We start from the raw sequence: 19852 nt of genomic DNA, 5'->3' as shown, positions 1-19852 counted from the left end.
CCGTCGTGCCGTAGGGAGGTCTGGGGGTGTCATCGCGCAGGAAAGTGCCGCCGATCGGGATTGGCGATCACGCGCGAGAGGGAATACAGCGGGCGAAGGAGGAGCCATGTCGCCCACGCAGGTAGTCGTCATAGTCATCGTCGTCATCGTGCTCGCCGCCCTGGCCGCGTTCGCCGTGGTGGCCAGCCGCCGCCGGGCCCTCAAGCAGCGCTTCGGCCCCGAGTACGACCGGGCCGTCGCCGAGCAGGACAGCCGCGGCGCGGCCGAGCGGGAGCTGCGGGAGCGGGAGCGCCGCCACGCGGAGCTGGAGCTGACCCCGCTCAGCCCGGAGTCGCGGGCACGCTACGCCGCCGCCTGGGAGGAACTCCAGGTCCGCTTCGTCGACTCCCCGGCCGAAACCGTCGGCGACGCCGACGAACTGGTCAGCCGGCTGATCGCCGAGCGCGGTTACCCCACCGGGGACTTCTCCGACCAGATCGCCCACCTCTCCGTCGAGCACGCCCGCACCCTGACCCACTACCGGGACGCCCACGACATCCGGCTGCGCAACGAGCGCGGCGAGGCCGGCACCGAGGACCTCCGGCAGGCGCTGGTGCACTACCGGGCCCTCTTCGCCGACCTGCTCGGCGAGGAGCCGGTCGGGCACCGGGCGCCGGACCAGCGCCACCCCGATCACGAGCACGACGCCACGAGCCGCTGAGGAGGCCGCCGCCATGCGTCAGGAAGAGCAGCAGGTCACGCAGGACCACCCCGAGGCCGTCCGGTCCGCTCCGGTGCCGGTCCCGCCCCCGAGCGACCGGACCGACGGCGACGGGCCCGAGGCCGAGCGGGCCGCCCGGGCCGAGGTGCCGGAGGACGCGCTGGACGACCGGGGCACCTTCGACGACCCGGCGGTGGCCGGCGAGCGCGTCGACCGCCGGGAGGCGGAGCTCGACGAGACCCGGGCGTACGACGCCGGGGACCTCCGCGACGCGGAGGCCGCCGACGCCGACGACCGGCCGGTGTACCACGACCCGGCGCCGCTGCCGACGACGTTCGGGGCGACCTCGGTGGGCGACGCGGTGGCCGCCTCGGCGATGGCAAGCGGGCGGCCCGAGGACGAGCGGGACCCGCGCGGTGAGGACACCGTCGCGCCGGGCGACGGCGCCCCGGGCCGGACCGACGCGTTCGACGACGAGCGGGCCGACCCCACCGCGGGCGACCGGCTGCACGACCCGGACCGCTGGGAGGCCGCCCACTCCGGCGCGGCGGTCGACGAGGCGGCGGCCGCCGGCGGGGCCGGCTACGGCAGCGCCGAGCCGGCGATGGTCGACCCGGACACCAGCACGGCCGCGGCCGGCGCGGGTGCGGCCGGGGCGGCCGCGGCGGTCGCCGGCGCGGCCCGGCCCACCCCGGGCGCGGTGCCGACCGACGCCGCCACGCTCTTCACCCCGGAGATCGCCCAGGACTTCCGGGACCGCTGGCGTGACGTCCAGCTCCGCTTCGTGGACGACCCGCGGGCCGCGGTCGGCGAGGCCCAGTCGCTGGTCGAGGAGGCCATCGAGGCGCTCTCCGCCGCGCTGCGCGAGCAGAAGACCAAGCTCGGCGGCTGGCAGGAGTCCGGCTCGGCCGACACCGAGCAGCTCCGGGTCGCCGTGCGCGGCTACCGGGACTTCCTGGACCGGGTCCTGGGCCGCTGACCCCCGTCGCACGGAGCCCCGGCCGGTGGACGGCCGGGGCTCCGCCGCGTCGAGGGATCGACCGACCGGCATGGAATTTCGCAAAGTGGGTATCTGCGGGCGCAGTCGCCACGGAGGGAGCACGGGATGGGTGACGGTCTGCGGTTGAACATGAACGCCCTGGACTACGTGATCCTGGCGCTCTACTTCGTCACGGTGCTCGGCGTCGGCTTCGCCGCGCGGCGGGCCATCCGCACCAGTGTCGACTTCTTCCTCTCCGGGCGGTCGCTGCCCGCGTGGGTCACCGGCCTGGCGTTCGTCTCGGCGAACCTGGGCGCCCTGGAGATCATCGGCATGGCCGCCAACGGCGCCCAGTACGGCATCATGACGGTCCACTACTACTGGATCGGCGCCGTGCCGGCCATGGTCTTCCTGGGCATCGTGATGATGCCCTTCTACTACGGCTCGAAGGTCCGCAGCGTCCCCGAATACCTGCGGCTGCGCTTCAACCGCCCGACCCACCTGCTGAACGCGCTCAGCTTCGCGATCGCCCAGGTGCTCATCGCCGGCGTGAACCTGTACGCGCTGGCCCTGATCATGCAACTGCTGCTCGGCTGGCCGCTCTGGGTGGCGATCGTGATCGGCGCGTTCATCGTGCTGGTCTACATCACCATCGGCGGCCTCTCCGGCGCGATCTACAACGAGGTGCTCCAGTTCTTCGTGATCATCGCGGGGCTGGTGCCGATCACCGTGCTCGGCCTCGTGAAGGTCGGCGGCGTCGGCGGCCTGATGGACGCGGTCCGCGGCTCGAAACTGGGCGAGGCCGGGCTGCACGCCTGGCAGGGCACCGGCAGCACGGACAACCCGCTCGGCGCGCACTGGCTGGGCATCGTCTTCGGCCTCGGCTTCGTGCTCTCGTTCGGCTACTGGACCACCAACTTCGCCGAGGTGCAGCGCGCGCTGTCCGCGCGGAACATGAGCGCGGCCCGGCGTACGCCGATCATCGCGGCGTACCCGAAGCTGCTCATCCCCGTGGTGACCGTCATCCCGGGCCTCATCGCCCTGGTCACCGTCAAGGGTCTCGGCGCCGAGAGCGGCGACATGGTCTACAACAACGCCATCCCGCTGCTCATGCGCGACCTGCTGCCCAACGGGGTGCTCGGCATCGCGGTGACCGGCCTGGTGGCCTCGTTCATGGCCGGCATGGCCGCCAACGTCAGCGGCTTCAACACGGTGTTCACGTACGACATCTGGCAGGCGTACTTCAAGCGGGACCGCTCGGACGAGTACTACGTGCGGGTGGGCCGGATCGCCACCGTCGTCGCGGTGCTGATCGGCATCGGCACGGCCTTCATCGCCGCCGGGTTCAGCAACATCATGAACTACATCCAGGCGCTGTTCTCGGTGTTCAACGCCCCGCTCTTCGGCACCTTCATCATCGGCATGTTCTGGAAGCGGATGAGCGCGCTGGCCGGCTTCTGGTCGCTGCTGTCGGGCACCGTGGTGGCGCTCGGGACCTACCTGCTCTACCGGGCCGGCGTGATCCACTTCAACTCCGACCTGGAGGAGAGCTTCTGGGGGGCGGGCCTCGCCTTCGTCACCGTGGCCGTGGTCGCCGCGATCGTGACGCCGCTGACCCGGCCGAAGCCGGCCGACGAGCTGACCGGGCTGGTCTACGGCCTGTCCGACACCACGCTGAAGGACGACTCGCTGGCCGGCGACGCCGCCTGGTACCGCTCGCCGGTGCTGCTCGGCGTGATCGCCGTGGTCCTCGCCGCCCTGTTCTACATCCCGGTCTTCTGAGGAAGGGACGCACGCCATGGCAGACGACGCCGACCGGTACCAGCACGGCGAGGCCCACGACCCGCTGGTCGACGAGACCGAGGACGCGCGCGAGGCGCGCTCCGCGGCGGCCCGGCTCTTCGACATCCGCCGGGTGATCGGCGGCCTGTTCGTCGCGTACGGGCTGATCGTGGGCCTCATGGGGCTCTTCGACTCGTCCGCGGAGATCGACAAGGCGCAGGGCGTCCGGATCAACCTCTGGGCCGGCCTGGCGATGCTCGTCTTCGGGCTGCTGATGCTGCTCTGGCAGCGGCTGCGCCCCACCGAGCCGCCGGAGCCGCACGCCGCCGACGAGCGCTGACCGACGGCCGGGACACCGCCCGGGCGGCATGGCCGGGTCCGCACGGGGTACGCCGTGGGGATCAGGGAACGGGACAGGAGGGCAGCAGCATGACGGATCGTGACCGCGGTGGCGAGCGGCCGCTGGAGGAGACCCCCGAGGTGGCCGCCGCGGTGGACGACGACAGCACGGTGCCGCAGCTGCGCACCGGTGGCACCGACCCGGACAATCCCGTCTTCACCGAGCCCGACGGCGCGGTGCCCGACACCGGCTCGCCGGACCTCCTCGGCGACCCGTACGCGGCCGGGACCGGGGCCACCGGCACCGGCACGGGGGCGGGCGGGGACAACATCCGCACCGGGGCCGAGCAGCCGTGGGACCCCGAGGACCTGGTGATGGCCCGGGGCCAGGACATGACCCCGGAGAACCTGGAGCGGGCCCGCCGCGACCTGGACGAGCTGGGCCGGGCGGCGATCGAGAAGACGGTCCCCTGACGCCCGGGGGCCCCTGGTCGACGTGGGGTCGACCAGGGGCCCGGGGAACCCGCGCGGCGGTGCCTCACTCCCGCCGCCGCGGGTGGGCCGGCCGCCGGATCAGGAGAGCGGCGGGTAGGCGTTCTGCATCAGCTGCTGGAACTGGGCCGGGAACCACGCACCGGAGATCGGCGCGTTCGGCAGGGCGCCGGACAGGTTGTTGCCGTTGCGGGCGTTGCCGGTGTACGTCGGGTCGCACATCCGGTCGAAGCCCTTGCCCTCGTCGTTCGGGATGGCCGTGCTGGAGCCGTCCGACTCACCCGGGGGCTTCACCCAGACGTACGCGTCGATGCCCGTCTCCGGGTTGGCCCGCGGCCGCTCGCCGAGGCCCGCGCCGGCCTGGTTGCACCAGTTGCCGGTGTGGTAGCGCCGGTCGACCCGGCCTCCGTCGACGTAGGCGTCGACGCTGGTCAGCGGGCCCGGACCGGTGGGCCGGGCGGACCCGCCCCAGCCGTTGCGGGAGGTGTCGATCAGCATGCCGATACCGCTGTCGAAGCCGATCGAGACCAGCTTCTGCCGGAACGCCTGGGCGAACGAGAGCTCGTCGACGTACTGGTTCCAGTCGATCCACTTGGACTGCCGCACGGTCTGGCCGTTCACCGAGTCGGTGACCTTGACGTACGGCTCCTTCAGCGCGGAGTAGTTGGCGGTGTTGACGATGAAGCCGTGCACGTTGCGCACCGTGCTGCCGGACGCGACGGCGGCGGCCTTGAGCTGGTCGGCGACCGGGCCGAAGTTGCTGTCCCAGCCGATCCACCCGTGGTGCGCGGCGTCGATGTAGTTGTAGACGTTGCCGATCGCGCCGAGCTTCGCCAGGGCGTAACCCACGCCGTTGACGTACGCGCCGTTGGCCTTGACCGTGTCGCACATGACGGTGCCGCCCGCGTTGCCCGAGGTGTTGGTCACCAGGTTGGGCAGCGAGTCGATCTCGATGATGTTGACGATGCGCAGGTTCTTGTACTTCGCGTCGCCCTGGATCGCCGCGATCGGGTCGATGTACTCGGCCTTGTAGCGGGGCAGCTCGTCGGGGCCCAGCTCACCGTTGGAGGCGAGCGCCGAGCAGTCCCGGCCGGGCAGGTTGTAGATGACGAACTGGATGTAGCCGGCGCCCTGGGCGAGCGCGGCGTCCAGGTGGTCACGGACCCCCATCGCGCCGTTGGAGCTGCTGTTCGGGGTGCCGTTGATGGCGGCGATCCGGTCGATCCACACCGCGGTCGGGTTGTTCGACACCCGGCTGCCGCCGGACACCGACTCGGCCTTGGCCTTCCACTCGGGGTTCACGTACCCCTTCACCCCGGCGTACGGGTTGTCGACCTTCTGCCCCGGCGGAGGGGTGGTCGGCGGCGGGGTCGTGGGCGGCGGGGTGGTCGGCGGCGGGGTCGTCGGGGGCGGGGTGGTGGTCGGCGGGGTCGAGGTGGGCGGCGTGCCGCCGTTGCAGACCGTGCCGTTCAGGGTGAACTGGGTGGGCTTGGGGTTGCTGCCGCTCCAGGCGCCGTTGAACCCGATGCTGGCGCTGGCGCCGGTGGCCAGCGAGCCGTTGTAGGACTCGTTCTGCGCGGTGACGTTCTGGCCGCTCTGCGACCACTTCGCCGACCAGCCCTGCTGCACCTTCTGGCTGCTGTTCGGGAAGGTGAAGCCGAGGTTCCACGAGCTGAGCGGGTCACCGAGGTTCCGGATGGTCACCGTGGCGGTGAAGCCACCGGGCCAGTCGCTGGTGGTGTAGTCCACGCTGCACTGGGTCGCGGCCTGCGCCGCCGTGACCGGGAGGGTCACCAGTCCACCGGCGACCAGGACGCCCGCGCCGGTCAGCGCGAGCGCCCGGCCGCGGCCGGACAGCCTTCTCCACAGATTCATGCCACTGATCTCCTTGGGCGAGACCGGATCCGCGTACGGCCCGGTGGAAGGGCACTCGGACGCCCGCGAGGGGACGGCCGGCGCCACGGGTTTCTCGGGGGTGCCCGACCCGGACGGGCGTGATGGTGGTGGTGGACGACCGGCCGCGGGACCGGTCGGGGAGTCGGACGCCGTCCGGTGACCCGGCTGCCCTCGACGTCTGAACTCGCGGTGTGGCTCCCCGAACCGCGTGCAGCGATTCTTGCATGGGAGCGCTTCCATGGCAATGGCTCGATGTGAGCCTGTCCCGCCCGACCGGACAGACCGGCGGAGTTCGTCACGGCGCGACCTATGCGGCATGTCATACCACCAAAGGGGCTTAGCACCCGTAACGCCCCCAGAGCCGATAAACTCCTAAACACGAATCTTTCCCCGGATAAGTCATGAACCGGTCTAACGTCGGTCGTAGCTCGACTGAAGGCGGGCTCAGGACAAAAAGGGATGGAGTGACGCAGGTCATGGCTAAGAAGATGCTCGGGAAGCTCGTCGCGGGTGCCGCTCTCGGTGGCGCGTCCCTGCTGCTGTTCTCGCCCGGAGCGGCGAACGCGGCCAGCGCGGACGTCCTCGCCAAGCCGCAGGTCAGCCTTCCCGGTACCTGCTCTGGGGAGCACGAGGACTGGGACCACAAGAACTGGGACCGCAAGGACTGGGACCGGAGCTACGAGGACCGCAAGGACCACGACCGCAAGGACGAGGACCGCAAGGGCCACGACGGCAAGGACCGGGACGGCAAGCACGACGACGGCAAGGACTGGGACGGCAAGCACGACGACGGCAAGGACAAGGACGGCAAGCACGACGACGGCAAGTACGACAACGGCGGCAGGTACGACGACGGCAAGAACCAGGACGGCAAGCACGACGACGGCAAGCACGACGACGGCAAGGGCAAGGAGCGCAGCGACTGGCAGGGCGGCGACTCCTGGCAGCCGGGTGCCGACGGCCAGGGCGGCGGCATGGTCGCCGACCAGCCCGGCGACGAGCGGGACCGCAAGGACCACGACGGCAAGGACGAGAACCGCAAGGACGACGAGCGCAAGGACGAGAACCGCAAGGACGACGAGCGCAACGACCGGGACAACAAGGAGCACGACGCCAAGGACCGGGACCAGCGCGACGAGGACCAGAAGGGCCACGACCGCAAGGACGAGGACCGCAAGGACTGGGACAACCGGAGCTGGGACAGCAAGGACGACAACAACAAGGACCACGGCCGCAAGGACGAGGACCGCAAGGACTGCATGCCGCGTGGCCACGTCGACGGCGGTGACGGTGGCATGACCACCACCAGCCTGGACCGCAACATGGCCGCCAGCGGGGTGGGCGTCATCGGCGCCGCCGCCCTGGGCGGCATGATCCTGCTGCGCCGGCGCCGGGGCGATGACCTCGTCTGACCGGACGGCGACACGGGCCGGCGGCCGTCACGGGAGACCGTGGCGCGCCGCCGGCGCCGCTGTCGTCGTCCTGCTCGCCATGGTGGGCGCCGGCATGATCGGGGCGTCGGTGCGGACCGTGCCGCCGCCCCGCCCGCCCCAGCCGCTCGCCCAGGCCGGGCCCGCCGACCCGTCCCCGTCGCTGACCGCCATCCCGGGTCCCGGCGGCGGCATCGCCGCGGAGACCGCCGACCAGGCGTCCGTCGACGGCCAGTCCCCGGTCACGGCGCACCCGGACCTCACCTCCGCGGGACTGCCCCGGTCGACCCCGACGACCATCTCGATCCCCCGGATCGGCGTGCAGGCCGAGATCATGACCCTCGGCCTGAACCCGGACGGCACGGCGCAGGTGCCCCCGCTCGAGCAGGCCATGAAGGCGGGCTGGTACTCCCCCGGGCCCAGTCCCGGCGAGGAGGGCAACGCGGTGATCGTCGGCCACGTCGACTCGGCCAAGCTCGGGCCGGCCGTCTTCTTCAACCTCGGCGCGCTGAGGAAGGGCGACACCATCTCGATCGCCCGGGAGGACGGCTCGGCCGTCACGTTCACGGTGACCGAGGTGAAGTCGTACCCGAAGACGGCCTTCCCCACCGAACTGGTCTACGGCCCCTCCGCCACGCCGGGCCTGCGGGTGGTCACCTGCGGTGGGGCGTTCGACGAGAGCAGCCACAGCTACGTCGACAACGTCATCGCCTTCGCCAGCCTGGCGTGAAGCGGCGCGGCCCGGTTGGTCGGATCACCCGACCAACCGGGCCGCGCCGGCGTTACGTGCTCGGTCAGGCCGCCGCCGAGGTCCGCACCAGGGTGCGGATCTGCCGCAGCAGCACGGACAGGGCGGACAGGTCGGCGCGGGACTCGTCGAACTCCCCCATGGCCCGGTGCGCCCGATGGATCGAGGTGGCGTTCGCCTGCTCCCACTCCTGCACCCGCTCGGCCGGCGGGAGGCTGTCCCGCGTGGAGCCGAGGACCTCCGCGGTGAGCGCGGCCAGCGCGGCGTACAGGTCGTAGCGCAGCGCCATCCGGGCCAGGGTCTGCCAGCGGTCCTCCCGCGGCAGCAGGGAGATCTTCGACAGCAGGGCGTCCACCCGGAACCGGTCGGAGAGGACGAAGTAGACCGAGGCCACCTCGCTCACGTCCCGGCCGGTCGACTGGGCGGTCTCCACCACGTCGAGCAGGCCGAAGCTGTACATCAGGCGGGTCGCCTGCTCGGCCAGGTCGCGGGGCAGCCCCCGGCCCGTCAGCGAGTCGATGTGGGCGGCGATCGCCTCCCGCTCGGTGCCGTAGAAGAGGTTCTCCAGCCCCGGCAGGAGCCGGGCCACCCCGTCGCGCAGGCGGGCGATCTCCGCCGGCACGTCGATCGGCGAGCGCCGGTTGGTGACCAGCCAGCGCACCGCGCGATCGAGCAGCCGGCGGGTGTCCAGGTAGACGCTGGTCTGCAGGTCGGGCGAGACCTTGTTGTCCAGAGCCTCGACCGCGTCCCACAGCTCGCGCAGCCCGAACACCTCACGGACCACCACGTACGCCCGCAGCACGTCCGCCGCCGAGGCGGCCGTCTCCTCGACCACCCGGAAGACGAACGTGATGCCGCCCCGGTTGATCGCCTCGTTGACCAGGACCGTCGTGACGATGTCCCGGCGCAGCCGGTGCCGGCCCATCCGGTCGGCGAACCGCTCCCGCAGCGGGGTCGGGAAGTAGTTGACCAGGACGTCGGTCGTCCACTCCTCGTCCGCGAGCCCCTCGCTGACGATCTCCCGCTCCAGCACGATCTTCACGTACGCCAGCAGCACCGCGAACTCCGGCGCGGTCAGCCCGGTCTCGCCGCGCACCGCCAGTTCCTCGTCCGGCGGCAACGCCTCCAGGGCGCGGTCGAGCTGACCCGCCCGCTCCAGCTCGTTGAGCATCCGGCGGTGCACCGGGAGCAGCGAGGCGGCCTGGGCCTGGGCGTTGTTCAGCGCCCGGGCCTGGTCGTAGTTGTCCCGCAGCACCAGCTCGGCGACCTCGTCGGTCATCTGGGCCAGCAGCTCGTCGCGGTGCGGCGTGTCGAGGACGCCGTCGGCGACCGCCGTGTTGAGCAGGATCTTGATGTTCACCTCGTGGTCGGAGCAGTCCACCCCGGCCGCGTTGTCGATGAAGTCGGTGTAGATCCGGCCGCCGGCCGCCGCGTACTCGATCCGGCCGTGCTGGGTGAAGCCCAGGTTGCCGCCCTCGCCGACCACCCGGCAGCGCAGCGCCTTGCCGTCCACCCGGATGGCGTCGTTGGACTTGTCCCCGACCTCGGCGTTGGTCTGCGTCGACGCCTTCACGTAGGTGCCGATGCCGCCGTTCCAGAACAGGTCCACCGGCGCGGTGAGGATCGCCTTCATCAGCTCCTGCGGGCTGATCTGCGTGACGTCGTCGTCGAGGCCGAGCACCGCGCGCACCTGCGGCGAGACCGGCAGCGACTTGGCGGTACGCGGGTAGATGCCGCCGCCGGCCGAGATCAGCTCGGGGTTGTAGTCCTCCCAGGACGACCGGGGCAGGTCGAACAGCCGCTTCCGCTCGTCCCACGAGGTGGCCGCGTCCGGGTCCGGGTCCAGGAAGATGTGCCGGTGGTCGAAGGCGGCCACCAGCCGGATGTGCTTCGACAGCAGCATGCCGTTGCCGAACACGTCGCCGGACATGTCGCCGACGCCGACCACCGTGAAGTCCTGGGTCTGGGTGTCGTGCCCCAGCTCCCGGAAGTGCCGCTTCACCGACTCCCAGGCACCCCGGGCCGTGATGCCCATCTTCTTGTGGTCGTAGCCGGCCGAGCCGCCGGAGGCGAAGGCGTCGCCCAGCCAGAAGTTGTGCGCGGCGGAGATCTCGTTGGCGATGTCGGAGAAGGTCGCGGTGCCCTTGTCCGCCGCCACCACCAGGTACGGGTCGTCGGCGTCGTGCCGGACCACGTCCTCCGGCGGCACGATCTCGCCGCTGGCGATGTTGTCGGTGACGTCGAGCAGCGCGCCGACGAACTCCTTGTAGCAGGCCACCGCCTCGTCCCGGTCGCCCGGCTTCTGCTTCAGCACGAAGCCGCCCTTGGCGCCCACCGGCACGATCACGGCGTTCTTCACCATCTGCGCCTTGACCAGGCCGAGCACCTCGGTGCGGAAGTCCTCGCGCCGGTCGGACCAGCGCAGGCCGCCCCGGGCCACCGGTCCGAACCGCAGGTGCACGCCCTCGAACCGGGGCGAGTAGACGAAGATCTCGAACTTGGGCCGCGGCGCCGGCAGCTCCGGGATCGCCTGCGGGTCCAGCTTGAACGCGACGTACGACTTGGGTCGCCCGCCGACCGGCTTCTGGTAGAAGCTGGTGCGCAGGGTGGCCTGGATCAACGTCAGGTAGGAGCGCAGGATCCGGTCCTGGTCGAGGCTGGCCACCTCGTCCAGCGCCTCGCCGATCGCCGAGACCAGCTCGCCGCTGCGCTGCCGCCGCTCGTCCAGGGTGGACGCGCCCGGTGCGAACCGGGTCTCGAAGAGCTCCACCAGCAGCGAGGCGATCTTCGGGTACGCGATGAAGGTCTGCTCCATGTACTCCTGCGAGAACACCGTGCCGGCCTGCCGCAGGTACTTCGCGTACGCCCGCAGCACCACCACCTGCCGCCAGGTGAGCCCGGCCCGGAGCACCAGCTCGTTGAAGCCGTCGACCTCGGCCTCGCCCCGCCAGGCGGCGGCGAAGGCGTTCTCCACGTGCGGGCGGACCTCGGCCAGCTCCTGGTGCGCCTCGGGCAGTTGCAGCCCGAAGTCGTAGAGCCAGATCCGGCCGTCGACGCGCTCCACCTCGTACGGGTGCTCGTCGACCACCCGGACGCCGAGCGAGTGCAGCACCGGCAGCACGGCGGAGAGCATCATCGGCTCGCCGTACCGGTAGACCTTGAACCGGACGTCCATGGTCTCGTCGTCCTCGACGGCCCGGCCGGCCCCGTTGGTGCGCCCGGCGAGCTGCTTGCGGAACAGGTGCATCTCCAGCTGGCCGGACTCCTCCAGCAGCTCCAGCTTGGCCAGGTCCTTCATGGCCTCGTACGGCGTGTGCCCGTCCTTGTAGCCCTCGGGGAAGGCGTCGGCGTACCGGGCGAACAGGTGCTTGGCCTGCTCGTCGCCGAGCTTGCGCTCCAGCACCAGCCGGTAGTCGTCGTCCCAGAGCCGGGTCGCGTCGGCCAGCTCCTCGGCGAGCAGGTCGGCGTCGATGTCGCCGGGCGGGTTGTTCGGGTCGGTCCGGACGATGAAGTGCACCCGGGCCAGCATCGACTCGGTCACCCGGGTGGTGTAGTCGACCCCGACGCCGTTCAGCTCGCGCAGCAGGATGTCCTGCATCCGCAGCCGGTTCTGGGTGGTGAACCGGTCCCGGGGCAGGTAGATGAGGCAGGAGATGAACCGCCCGTACGCGTCCCGGCGCAGGAAGACCCGTAGCTGCCGGCGGCCGGCCATGCGGAGCACGCCGATCACCGCGTGGTAGAGGTCGTCGGTCTTGATCTGGAACAGCTCGTCGCGGGGGTAGGTCTCGAGGATCTGGAGCAGGTCCTTGCCGGAGTGGCTGCGCAGGCTCAGGCCCGAGCGGTCGAGCACCTCGGCGACCTTGCGCCGGACCACCGGCAGCTCCTGCACGCTGGTCCGGTACGCCGCCGTGGAGAACAGGCCCAGGAAGCGCCGCTCCCCGACCACCTCACCGGAGTCGTTGAAGATCTTGAAGCCGATGTAGTCGAGGTAGGCCGACCGGTGCACGGTGGCTCGCGAGTTGGCCTTGGTGATGATGAGCAGGCGCTTCTCCAGCACCTTCTCGTGCGCCTCGGGGGTCATCGAGTTCAGCGACCGCGCCTCGGGCGAGTCGGAGCGCAGGATGCCCAGCCCGGTGCCGAGGACGGCCTCCAGGGCCTGGCCGCCGTCCGCGCCGTCGGTGTCGACCAGCCGGTACTCGCGGTAGCCGAGGAAGGTGAAGTGGTCGTGCGCCAGCCAGCGCAGCAGCTCCACCGAGTCGGTGATGTCTTTCTCCGGCACCGGCGGACGGTTGTCCGACGTGCGCGCCGAGGCCAGCTCGTCGGCCAGGGCCAGGGCGCGCTGCCGCATCTTGGGCCAGTCCTCGACGGCCTCCCGCACGTCGGTGAGGACCCGCTGCAGCTCCCGGCGCAGCTTCTCCCGCTCGGCCGCGTCACGGACCGGGTCGATCTCGATCCGCATCCAGCTCTCGACCAGGTCGCCGGCGATCGCGTCGTCCGGCTCCACGTCGGCGGAGACCTCGGTCAGCCGGCCCAGCGGCTCACGCCGCACCACGACCAACGGGTGCACGAGCAGGTGCACGTCGAGGTGGTGCGAGTTCAGCAGCGCGGTCACCGAGTCGACCAGGAACGGCATGTCGTCGGTGACGATCTCGATCACGGTGTGGTGCTGCTCGGCGTCCGGCTCGTGGATGCGCAGCTTCAGCTCGCCCGGCACCCGCTGCTGGGCGAGGTCCCGGTGGGCCCGGGCCGCGTCGAGCATCTCCTCGGCGGTGAAGCCGATCAGCTCCTCGTCCGGCGCGAACCGCCAGAATCGGCTCACCAGGGTGGCCGCGTCGTGGTCGTCCCCGGCCAGCGCGACCGCCTGGGCGACCAGGCGCTCCGCGTTGGGCACCGGCTCGTCCAGCTCGGCATCCTCGGTCTCGTCGCCCAGTGCCTGCGCGGGCAGGCCCAGGTCGTAGAGGGTGTCGATGCTGGAACCGGTCATCCCGGTCACTCCTGTGTCGAGACGGCTGAAACCGTCCCCGTCGGTCGCCGAATCGAAGCTGTCATCGTCCCGGCTGGTGTCAGCCTGCCGGAGGTCGGGTCCCGGTTTGATCGCCGGACGCCGGTCCATCGGTGCCACTCCCCTCGACCCACCGCGTTGTGGGTCACTCTGCCGCCCAGCCTAGGCCCTGCCGCTGTGCCCCTGTGTCGGCGGACCACCGGCCGGACGTCCGGATCGGGACTCTGTCCTTTCACCCGTTGCGGGTACGTGGTCGGCCGATCGCGGAGTACCCGGACTGGCGATGTTCATCACACTGCCACAGGGCGATCTTTGCCTGCGCAAGGGCCGTGCCGGGGCCGTGGGAAGCCGCGCGTCGTACTAGCGTGCAGGGCAGTTTCCCACCGGAGGGACTCCTTCATGCTCCTGTCGTACCCCGTCCGCCGCCGCCTCTCCCCTCCCCGCCGGGTCCTCGCGGCGCTGGCCGCCACCGTGCTGACGGCGGGCGCGTTGACCGGATGCTCCGGCGAGGACGGGCCGGAGCAGAGCGTCGACGCCTTCCTGAAGGGCTGGCGCTCCGGCGACCTCCAGGCGGTCGGCTTCATCGACCCGGCCGGCGGCAAGGTGGCCGCGACCGACGTGACCAAGGAGCTCCGGTCCCTCGCCGGCGAGCTGGCCGACACCCCGCCGAAGCTCGAGCGCACCGGCGACGTGAAGGTCGAGGGCGACATCGCCACCGCGCGGGTCAGGCTCACCTGGCCGCTCCCGGGCGGCACCACCTGGGCATACGAGAATCCGGTACGCCTCCGGCACGGCGCCGACGACCAGTGGCAGGTCATCTGGGAGCCGACGGTCGTGCACGAGAAGCTGGAGGCCGGCGACCGGTTCGCGCTGCGCCGGGAGGCCGCGCCCCGGGCCGGCGTGCTGGATTCCGCCGGAGCCCCGGTCGTGGCGCCCCGCCCGGTGGTCCGGGTGCAGGTCACCCCCGGCGAGGTCACCGACGTGAAGGCCCTGGTCCGGAAGCTCGACGCGGCGTTCAAGGCGATCCGGCCGGCGCTCACCCCGCCGGTCGACCTCGCCGACCTGCCCCAGCGCCTGAAGGAGGCGGACCGGGGCGCGCTGGTGGAGGTGGTGACCCTGCGCGAGGAGGCGTACCGGCAGATCAAGCCCCGGATCTACGACCTGCCCGGCACCCGGTTCCAGTCCGACCAGCTCTTCCTGGCCCCGACCCGGGAGTTCGCCCGGGCCCTGCTCGGCTCGGTCGACCCGGCCCAGGCCGACGACCTCAAGGCCCACCCCGACAAGTACGTCCGGGGTGACCTGGTCGGCCACGGCGGCCTCCAGGGCCGCTACGACGACCGGCTGCGCGGCGCCCCGGGGATCACCGTGCTCACGCAGCACCCGGCGCCGGACGGCACCAGCGCACCCACCGGGGTCGAGGTGTTCCGCGGCGAGCCGAAGGCCGGCCAGCCGCTGAAGACGACCCTCGACGTGGCCACCCAGAACGCGGCCGACGCGGCGCTGCGCGGCCAGACCCGGCGCTCCGCCCTGGTGGCCCTCCGGATCAGCGACGGCGCGGTGCTGGCCGCCGCCAACGGTCCCGGCGCGGCCGGCGAGAACCTGGCCTTCACCGCCCAGGTGCCGCCCGGCTCGACGTTCAAGATGGTCAGCGCGCTCGCCCTGCTCGACAAGGGCGCGGTGACCCCGGAGGCGACGGTGCGCTGCCGGAAGACGTTCGAGGTCGACGGCCGCTCGTTCAAGAACTCCGACAACTTCGAGCTGGGCGACGTCCCGTTCACCACCGACTTCGCGAAGTCCTGCAACACCGCCTTCACCTCCCTGGCCCCCAAGCTCGGCCCCGACGGGCTGGCCCAGGCCGGCCGCACGCTCGGCCTGGAGAGCGAGTGGGACCTCGGCGCCGACGTCTTCACCGGCAAGGTCTCCGCCAACGGCTCGGCCACCGAGCAGGCCGCCGCCGCGATCGGTCAGGGCACCACCGTGGTCAGCCCGCTCGCCATGGCCGGCGCCACCGCCGCCGTGGCCCGCGGCCACTGGGAGCAGCCCAGGCTGGTTCTCGATCCCGCCCCGGCGAAGCCCGCCCCGGCCGGCCCGGCCCTCAAGGCGGAGTCGGTGACGGCACTCAAGACGATGATGCGCGCGGTGGTCACCGGCGGCACGGGCGCCGCGCTGGCCGACGTCCCCGGCGAGCCGGTGTACGGCAAGACCGGCACCGCCGAGTACGACAACAACCCGGCGCACACCCACGCCTGGTTCGTCGGCTGGCAGGGCGACGTGGCGTTCGCGGTCTTCGTCGAGCAGGGCGGATCGAGCACCACGAGCGCGGTCCCGATCGCCGAGCGGTTCCTGCGCGGCCTCGCGGCCCGCTGACCGGAGCCGACGCCGGTCAGGCGATGTCGGCGCCCGGTCGGGTCGCGTCCGGCTCCGCCTCGTCCGGCGCCGCGTCGTCCGCCTCCTCCGGCCCGGCCACCCGGCGCAGCAGGCCCGGACCGGACGGGCCGGGAGAGGGCTCGGCCGGGCGGTCGCCGTCGGCGCCGGAGGGATCGTCGCCGTCCCCTGTCGGGGCCGGGCCGATCGGCTCCACGGCCACGGCCGGCGCCGGGACGGCCGCCGGGCCGGGCAGCACGTCGCGGGCCGGCGGCCGGCCGTTGCCGCGGGGCGCCGGCGCGACCGGGCCGGCCGGCAGCAGCCGGGGCGGCATGGCGCCGGGCGCGGCGACCGGGGCGAGCCCGGCCACCACGGTGTTGACGATCTCGGCGGCGTACGACCCGTCGGGGTCGTAGTCGGGGTCGAAGACGGTCAGCTCGACGCCGAGGCAGTGCGGGGTGTCCACCAGGCCGGCGAGCAGGATCTCCAGCTCGGCGAAGGCGATCCCGCCCGGGTCGGGCGCGTCCACCGCGGGCATCACCGCCGGGTCGAGCACGTCCACGTCGATGTGCACCCAGTAGCCGGCGCAGTCGGCCAACTGCTCGTGCGCCCACTGGGCGGTGCGGGCCGCCCCCTCGGCGCGCAGCGCCGGCACGGGGCGGGTGGTGATGCCGGCGGCCTGGAGATCGAGCCGGTACTCGTCCTGCGCCCGGATGCCGAGCACCACCACGTCGATGTCCCGGAAGTAGGGGCGCCGCCCCTCGATGGCGGCCAGGTCGGCCTGCCCCCGGCCGGTGACCAGGGCCAGGTCCTCCCCCGCGGCCGCGCCCACGTACGAGGCGTTGCCGGGGTGCCGGAAGTCGGAGTGGCCGTCGACGAAGACCAGCCCGACCCGCCCGCCGACCGCCTCGCCGAGCCGGTGCATGGCCAGCGCCGAGCCGAGCAGCACCGAGCAGTCCCCGCCGAGCACCAGCGGGAACTCGCCCCGGTCGATGATCGCGCCGATCCGGTCGGCCAGCGCCACCGAGTAGCCGGAGATCTCCCGGGCGTGGCAGACCCCGTCGCCGGGGCGCCAGTCACCGGGGTCGTACCGGGGCGGGGTGAGGCAGCCGGCGTCGCGGGCCCGCAGCCGGGCGAGCAGGCCGTGGTCGCGCAGCGCGCCGGGCGCCTTGGCGCAGCCCGGGACGGAGGTGGACGTGGGTGGGCGCAGGCCGAGGTTCGTCGGCGCGTCGAGGACGGCGATCCGGCGCATCATGGGCTCCCGTCCTCGGTGGTCGGGCGGGCCGGCCGGTACGCCGGCCCGCGCTGGCGTGCGGTGAACTCAGAACAGGGCGCTGGCCAGGGCCCGTCGGGCGGACGCCACGGCGGGGTCGTCCGGGCCGGCGATGGTGAACAGCGACACCAGGTGCTGGCGGACCTTCTCCCGGTCGTCGCCGAAGGTGCGGCGGACCAGGCCGACGAGCCGGGCGTACGCCTGCTCGGCGAGGCCGCTGAGCACCTCGATGTCGGCGGCGAGGAGCTGCGCCTCGATGTCGTCGGGGGCCTGCTCGGCGGCGGCCAGCGCGGCGCGCGGGTCGGCGCCGGCCACCCGCCGGGCCACCCCGACCTGGGCCAGGCCGGCCTCGGCCGCGGCGTCCGCCGGGCTCTCGGCCAGGATCTTCCGGTACGCGGCCTCGGCCGCCTCCAGGTCGCCGGACATCAGCGCGTCGTCGGCCTCGGCCAGCCGCGGGTCCTCCGGCTCGGCGACGGTGACGCCACCGGCCTTGAGGATGGCCTGGATCCACTGGCGGAGCTGCGCCTCCGGCACCACGCCGGAGAAGGCGTCGATCGGCTGGCCGCCGACCACCGCGTAGACCATGGGGATGCCCTGGACCCGGAACATCTGGGCGAGCCGCGGGTTGGCGTCGACGTCGACCCTGGCGAGCACCCAGGCGCCCTCACCCTCGGCGGCGAGCCGCTCCAGCACCGGGGAGAGCTGCTTGCAGGGCTCGCACCACTCGGCCCAGAAGTCCACGACCACGGGCGTGGTCAGCGACCGTTCCAACACCTCGGACTGGAAGGTCGCCTCGGTCACGTCGATGACGGCCACGCCGCCACCCGCCGGCGGGCCGCCGGGTACGCCGGCCGGGGGGCCGGCCTGGCTCGGGGTGGTGGGACGGGAGGGTTCCGGGGTGCCGCGCAACGCGCTGAGGTCGACCGCGCCGCGGGTGAAGATCGACGAGGTGATCCGTGGGTCGCTCATGGTTATCTAGTCTCGCACGTGTCCCGCGGAACTCAGATCAACCGCGACGGCGACAGTTGCAACTCTCACGCCTGGTCGGCGCGGGTGCCGGGACGACCGGCACCCGCGCGTGGGTTCAGAACCGGGCGGGCTCGCGGTAGACGCCCCACTCGGCACGCAGGGCGTCGCAGATCTCGCCCAGGGTGGCCTCGGCCCGGACCGCGTCCAGCATGGCCGGGATCATGTTCTCGCCGGTCCGGCTGACCTCGACCATCCGCTGCACGGCGGCCTTGACCGCGGCGTCGTCGCGGCCCGCCTTGCGCTCGGCGAGCACCCGGCGCTGCTCCAGCTCGACCTCGTGCGAGATGCGCAGGATCTCCAGGTCCTTGGCGACGGTGCCGGTGTGGCAGTTGACCCCGACGATCCGCTTGTCGCCCTTCTCCAGCGCCTGCTGGTAGACGAAGGCCGACTCGGCGATGTGGCCGGTGAACCAGCCGTCCTCGATGCCGCGCAGGATGCCCGAGGTCATGGGGCCGATCTGGTGCGGCCCCTCGCCGCCGAGCTGCCGGATGCGGGCGAAGATCTCCTCCGCCTCGGCCTCGATCTTGTCGGTGAGCGCCTCGACGTACCAGGAGCCGCCGAGCGGGTCGGCGACGTTGACGACGCCGGTCTCCTCCATGAGCACCTGCTGGGTGCGCAGGGCGATCTCGGCCGACTCGTCGGTGGGCAGGGCGAGGGTCTCGTCGAGGGCGTTGGTGTGCAGCGAGTTGGTGCCGCCGAGCACGGCCGCCAGGGCCTCCACGGCGGTCCGCACCACGTTGTTGACCGGCTGCTGGGCGGTGAGCGACACCCCGGCGGTCTGGGTGTGGAACCGCAGCCACTGGGCCTTCTCGCTGGTGGCGCCGTAGACGTCGCGCAGCCAGCGGGCCCAGATCCGGCGGGCGGCCCGGAACTTGGCGATCTCCTCGAAGAAGTCCACGTGGGAGTCGAAGAAGAAGCTCAGGCCCGGGGCGAAGACGTTGACGTCCAGCCCGCGCGAGAGCCCCAGCTCGACGTAGCCGAACCCGTCGGCCAGGGTGTACGCCAGCTCCTGCGCGGCGGTCGAGCCGGCCTCGCGGATGTGGTAGCCGGAGACCGACAGCGGCTTGTAGCGCGGGATCTCCCGGGCGCAGTACTCCATGAGGTCGCCGATGAGACGCAGGTGCGGCTCCGGGTCGAAGAGCCACTCCTTCTGCGCGATGTACTCCTTGAAGATGTCCGTCTGGAGCGTGCCGTCCAGGGTGGACAGGTCCGCGCCCTGCCGCTCGGCGGCGACCAGGTACATGCAGAAGACCGGCACGGCCGGGCCGGAGATGGTCATCGAGGTGGTCACGCCGGCCAGGTCGATGCCGTCGAAGAGCACCTCCATGTCGGCGGCCGAGTCGACCGCCACGCCGCAGTGGCCGACCTCGCCGAGCGACTGCGGGTCGTCGGAGTCGCGGCCCATCAGGGTCGGCATGTCGAAGGCGACGGAGAGACCGCCGCCGCCGGCCCCGAGGATCATCTTGTAGCGCTCGTTGGTCTGCTGGGCGTTGCCGAACCCGGCGAACTGCCGGATGGTCCAGGTCCGCCCGCGGTAGCCGGTCGGGTACAACCCCCGGGTGTACGGGAACTCGCCCGGCCAGCCGATCCGCTCGAAGCCCGGGTACGGCGCCCCCTCCGGCGGGCCGTACACCGGGTCCACGGTCATCCCGGAGAGCGTGGTGAAGTCCGCGTCGCGCTTGCGGGCGGCGTCGTAGCGGGCCTGCCAGCGGGCCCGACCGGCGGCGATCTCGTCGGCGTCCATGCGCGGAGCTCCTCCTCGAGTCCAGGGGTCAGACCGAGTGTAGAACGCCAGCCTGAACGATCGCTAAGGAAGTG

The 19852-nt window shown here is 72.3% G+C and carries 13 protein-coding genes; 8 read left to right on the top strand and 5 right to left on the bottom strand.

Going from position 1 to position 19852, the window contains the following annotated elements; all coding sequences use genetic code 11:
* The first annotated feature begins 106 nt into the window (after positions 1–106).
* From FXF50_RS21250 to FXF50_RS21230, 5 genes are all read left to right on the top strand, one after another.
* Complete coding sequence (locus FXF50_RS21250; protein ID WP_148430528.1) at positions 107–700, top strand: hypothetical protein; 594 nt, start codon at positions 107–109, stop codon at positions 698–700.
* Between the two features lie 13 nt (positions 701–713).
* The gene (locus tag FXF50_RS21245; RefSeq protein ID WP_148430526.1) at positions 714–1679 is read left to right on the top strand and encodes a hypothetical protein; all 966 of its coding nucleotides are present in this window, start codon (positions 714–716) and stop codon (positions 1677–1679) included.
* A gap of 126 nt (positions 1680–1805) precedes the next feature.
* Positions 1806–3461, top strand: a complete 1656-nt coding sequence (locus FXF50_RS21240) for a sodium:solute symporter family protein (protein ID WP_148430524.1) — start codon at positions 1806–1808, stop codon at positions 3459–3461.
* A gap of 16 nt (positions 3462–3477) precedes the next feature.
* The gene (locus FXF50_RS21235; protein WP_091318837.1) at positions 3478–3801 is read left to right on the top strand and encodes a hypothetical protein; all 324 of its coding nucleotides are present in this window, start codon (positions 3478–3480) and stop codon (positions 3799–3801) included.
* A gap of 89 nt (positions 3802–3890) precedes the next feature.
* Complete coding sequence (locus FXF50_RS21230; RefSeq protein ID WP_148430522.1) at positions 3891–4274, top strand: hypothetical protein; 384 nt, start codon at positions 3891–3893, stop codon at positions 4272–4274.
* 99 nt (positions 4275–4373) lie between these two features.
* On the opposite strand, the gene FXF50_RS21225 is transcribed toward FXF50_RS21230, so the two are convergent.
* Complete coding sequence (locus FXF50_RS21225) at positions 4374–6167, bottom strand: glycoside hydrolase family 6 protein (RefSeq protein WP_148430520.1); 1794 nt, start codon at positions 6165–6167, stop codon at positions 4374–4376.
* 497 nt (positions 6168–6664) lie between these two features.
* On the opposite strand from FXF50_RS21225, the gene FXF50_RS21220 reads away from it, so the two are divergent.
* Positions 6665–7600, top strand: a complete 936-nt coding sequence (locus FXF50_RS21220) for a hypothetical protein (RefSeq protein ID WP_148430518.1) — start codon at positions 6665–6667, stop codon at positions 7598–7600.
* Positions 7587–8348 carry a class F sortase gene (locus FXF50_RS21215; protein ID WP_148430516.1) on the top strand — a complete coding sequence of 254 codons (762 nt, stop codon included), beginning with the start codon at positions 7587–7589 and terminating at the stop codon, positions 8346–8348. Before FXF50_RS21220 ends, FXF50_RS21215 begins: the two co-directional genes overlap by 14 nt.
* 64 nt (positions 8349–8412) lie before the next feature.
* Here FXF50_RS21215 and FXF50_RS21210 read toward each other — a convergent pair whose 3' ends face one another.
* The gene (locus FXF50_RS21210) at positions 8413–13479 is read right to left on the bottom strand and encodes an NAD-glutamate dehydrogenase (protein WP_148430514.1); all 5067 of its coding nucleotides are present in this window, start codon (positions 13477–13479) and stop codon (positions 8413–8415) included.
* A gap of 288 nt (positions 13480–13767) precedes the next feature.
* Here FXF50_RS21210 and FXF50_RS21205 point away from each other — a divergent pair, with 288 nt between their 5' ends.
* The gene (locus tag FXF50_RS21205) at positions 13768–15735 is read left to right on the top strand and encodes a penicillin-binding transpeptidase domain-containing protein (protein WP_148430512.1); all 1968 of its coding nucleotides are present in this window, start codon (positions 13768–13770) and stop codon (positions 15733–15735) included.
* A gap of 16 nt (positions 15736–15751) precedes the next feature.
* On the opposite strand, the gene FXF50_RS21200 is transcribed toward FXF50_RS21205, so the two are convergent.
* The 3 genes from FXF50_RS21200 to FXF50_RS21190 all read right to left on the bottom strand — a co-directional run bounded on the left by FXF50_RS21200 (position 15752) and on the right by FXF50_RS21190 (position 19778).
* Positions 15752–16987 (bottom strand): arginase family protein, encoded by a 1236-nt coding sequence (locus FXF50_RS21200; protein ID WP_148430510.1) that lies wholly within the window; start codon positions 16985–16987, stop codon positions 15752–15754.
* A 66-nt stretch (positions 16988–17053) separates the two neighbouring features.
* Positions 17054–17974, bottom strand: coding sequence for a tetratricopeptide repeat protein (locus FXF50_RS21195; RefSeq protein WP_148430507.1), 921 nt, complete (start codon positions 17972–17974; stop codon positions 17054–17056).
* Positions 17975–18089: 115 nt separating this feature from the next.
* On the bottom strand, positions 18090–19778 hold the full coding sequence (locus FXF50_RS21190; protein ID WP_148430505.1) for a methylmalonyl-CoA mutase: 1689 nt from the start codon (positions 19776–19778) through the stop codon (positions 18090–18092).
* Positions 19779–19852 lie beyond the last annotated feature (74 nt).

Source organism: Micromonospora sp. AP08 (assembly GCF_008085935.1).
Taxonomy (GTDB): Bacteria; Actinomycetota; Actinomycetes; order Mycobacteriales; family Micromonosporaceae; genus Micromonospora; species Micromonospora chersina.
This window is presented reverse-complemented; position numbering and strand designations above follow the sequence as displayed.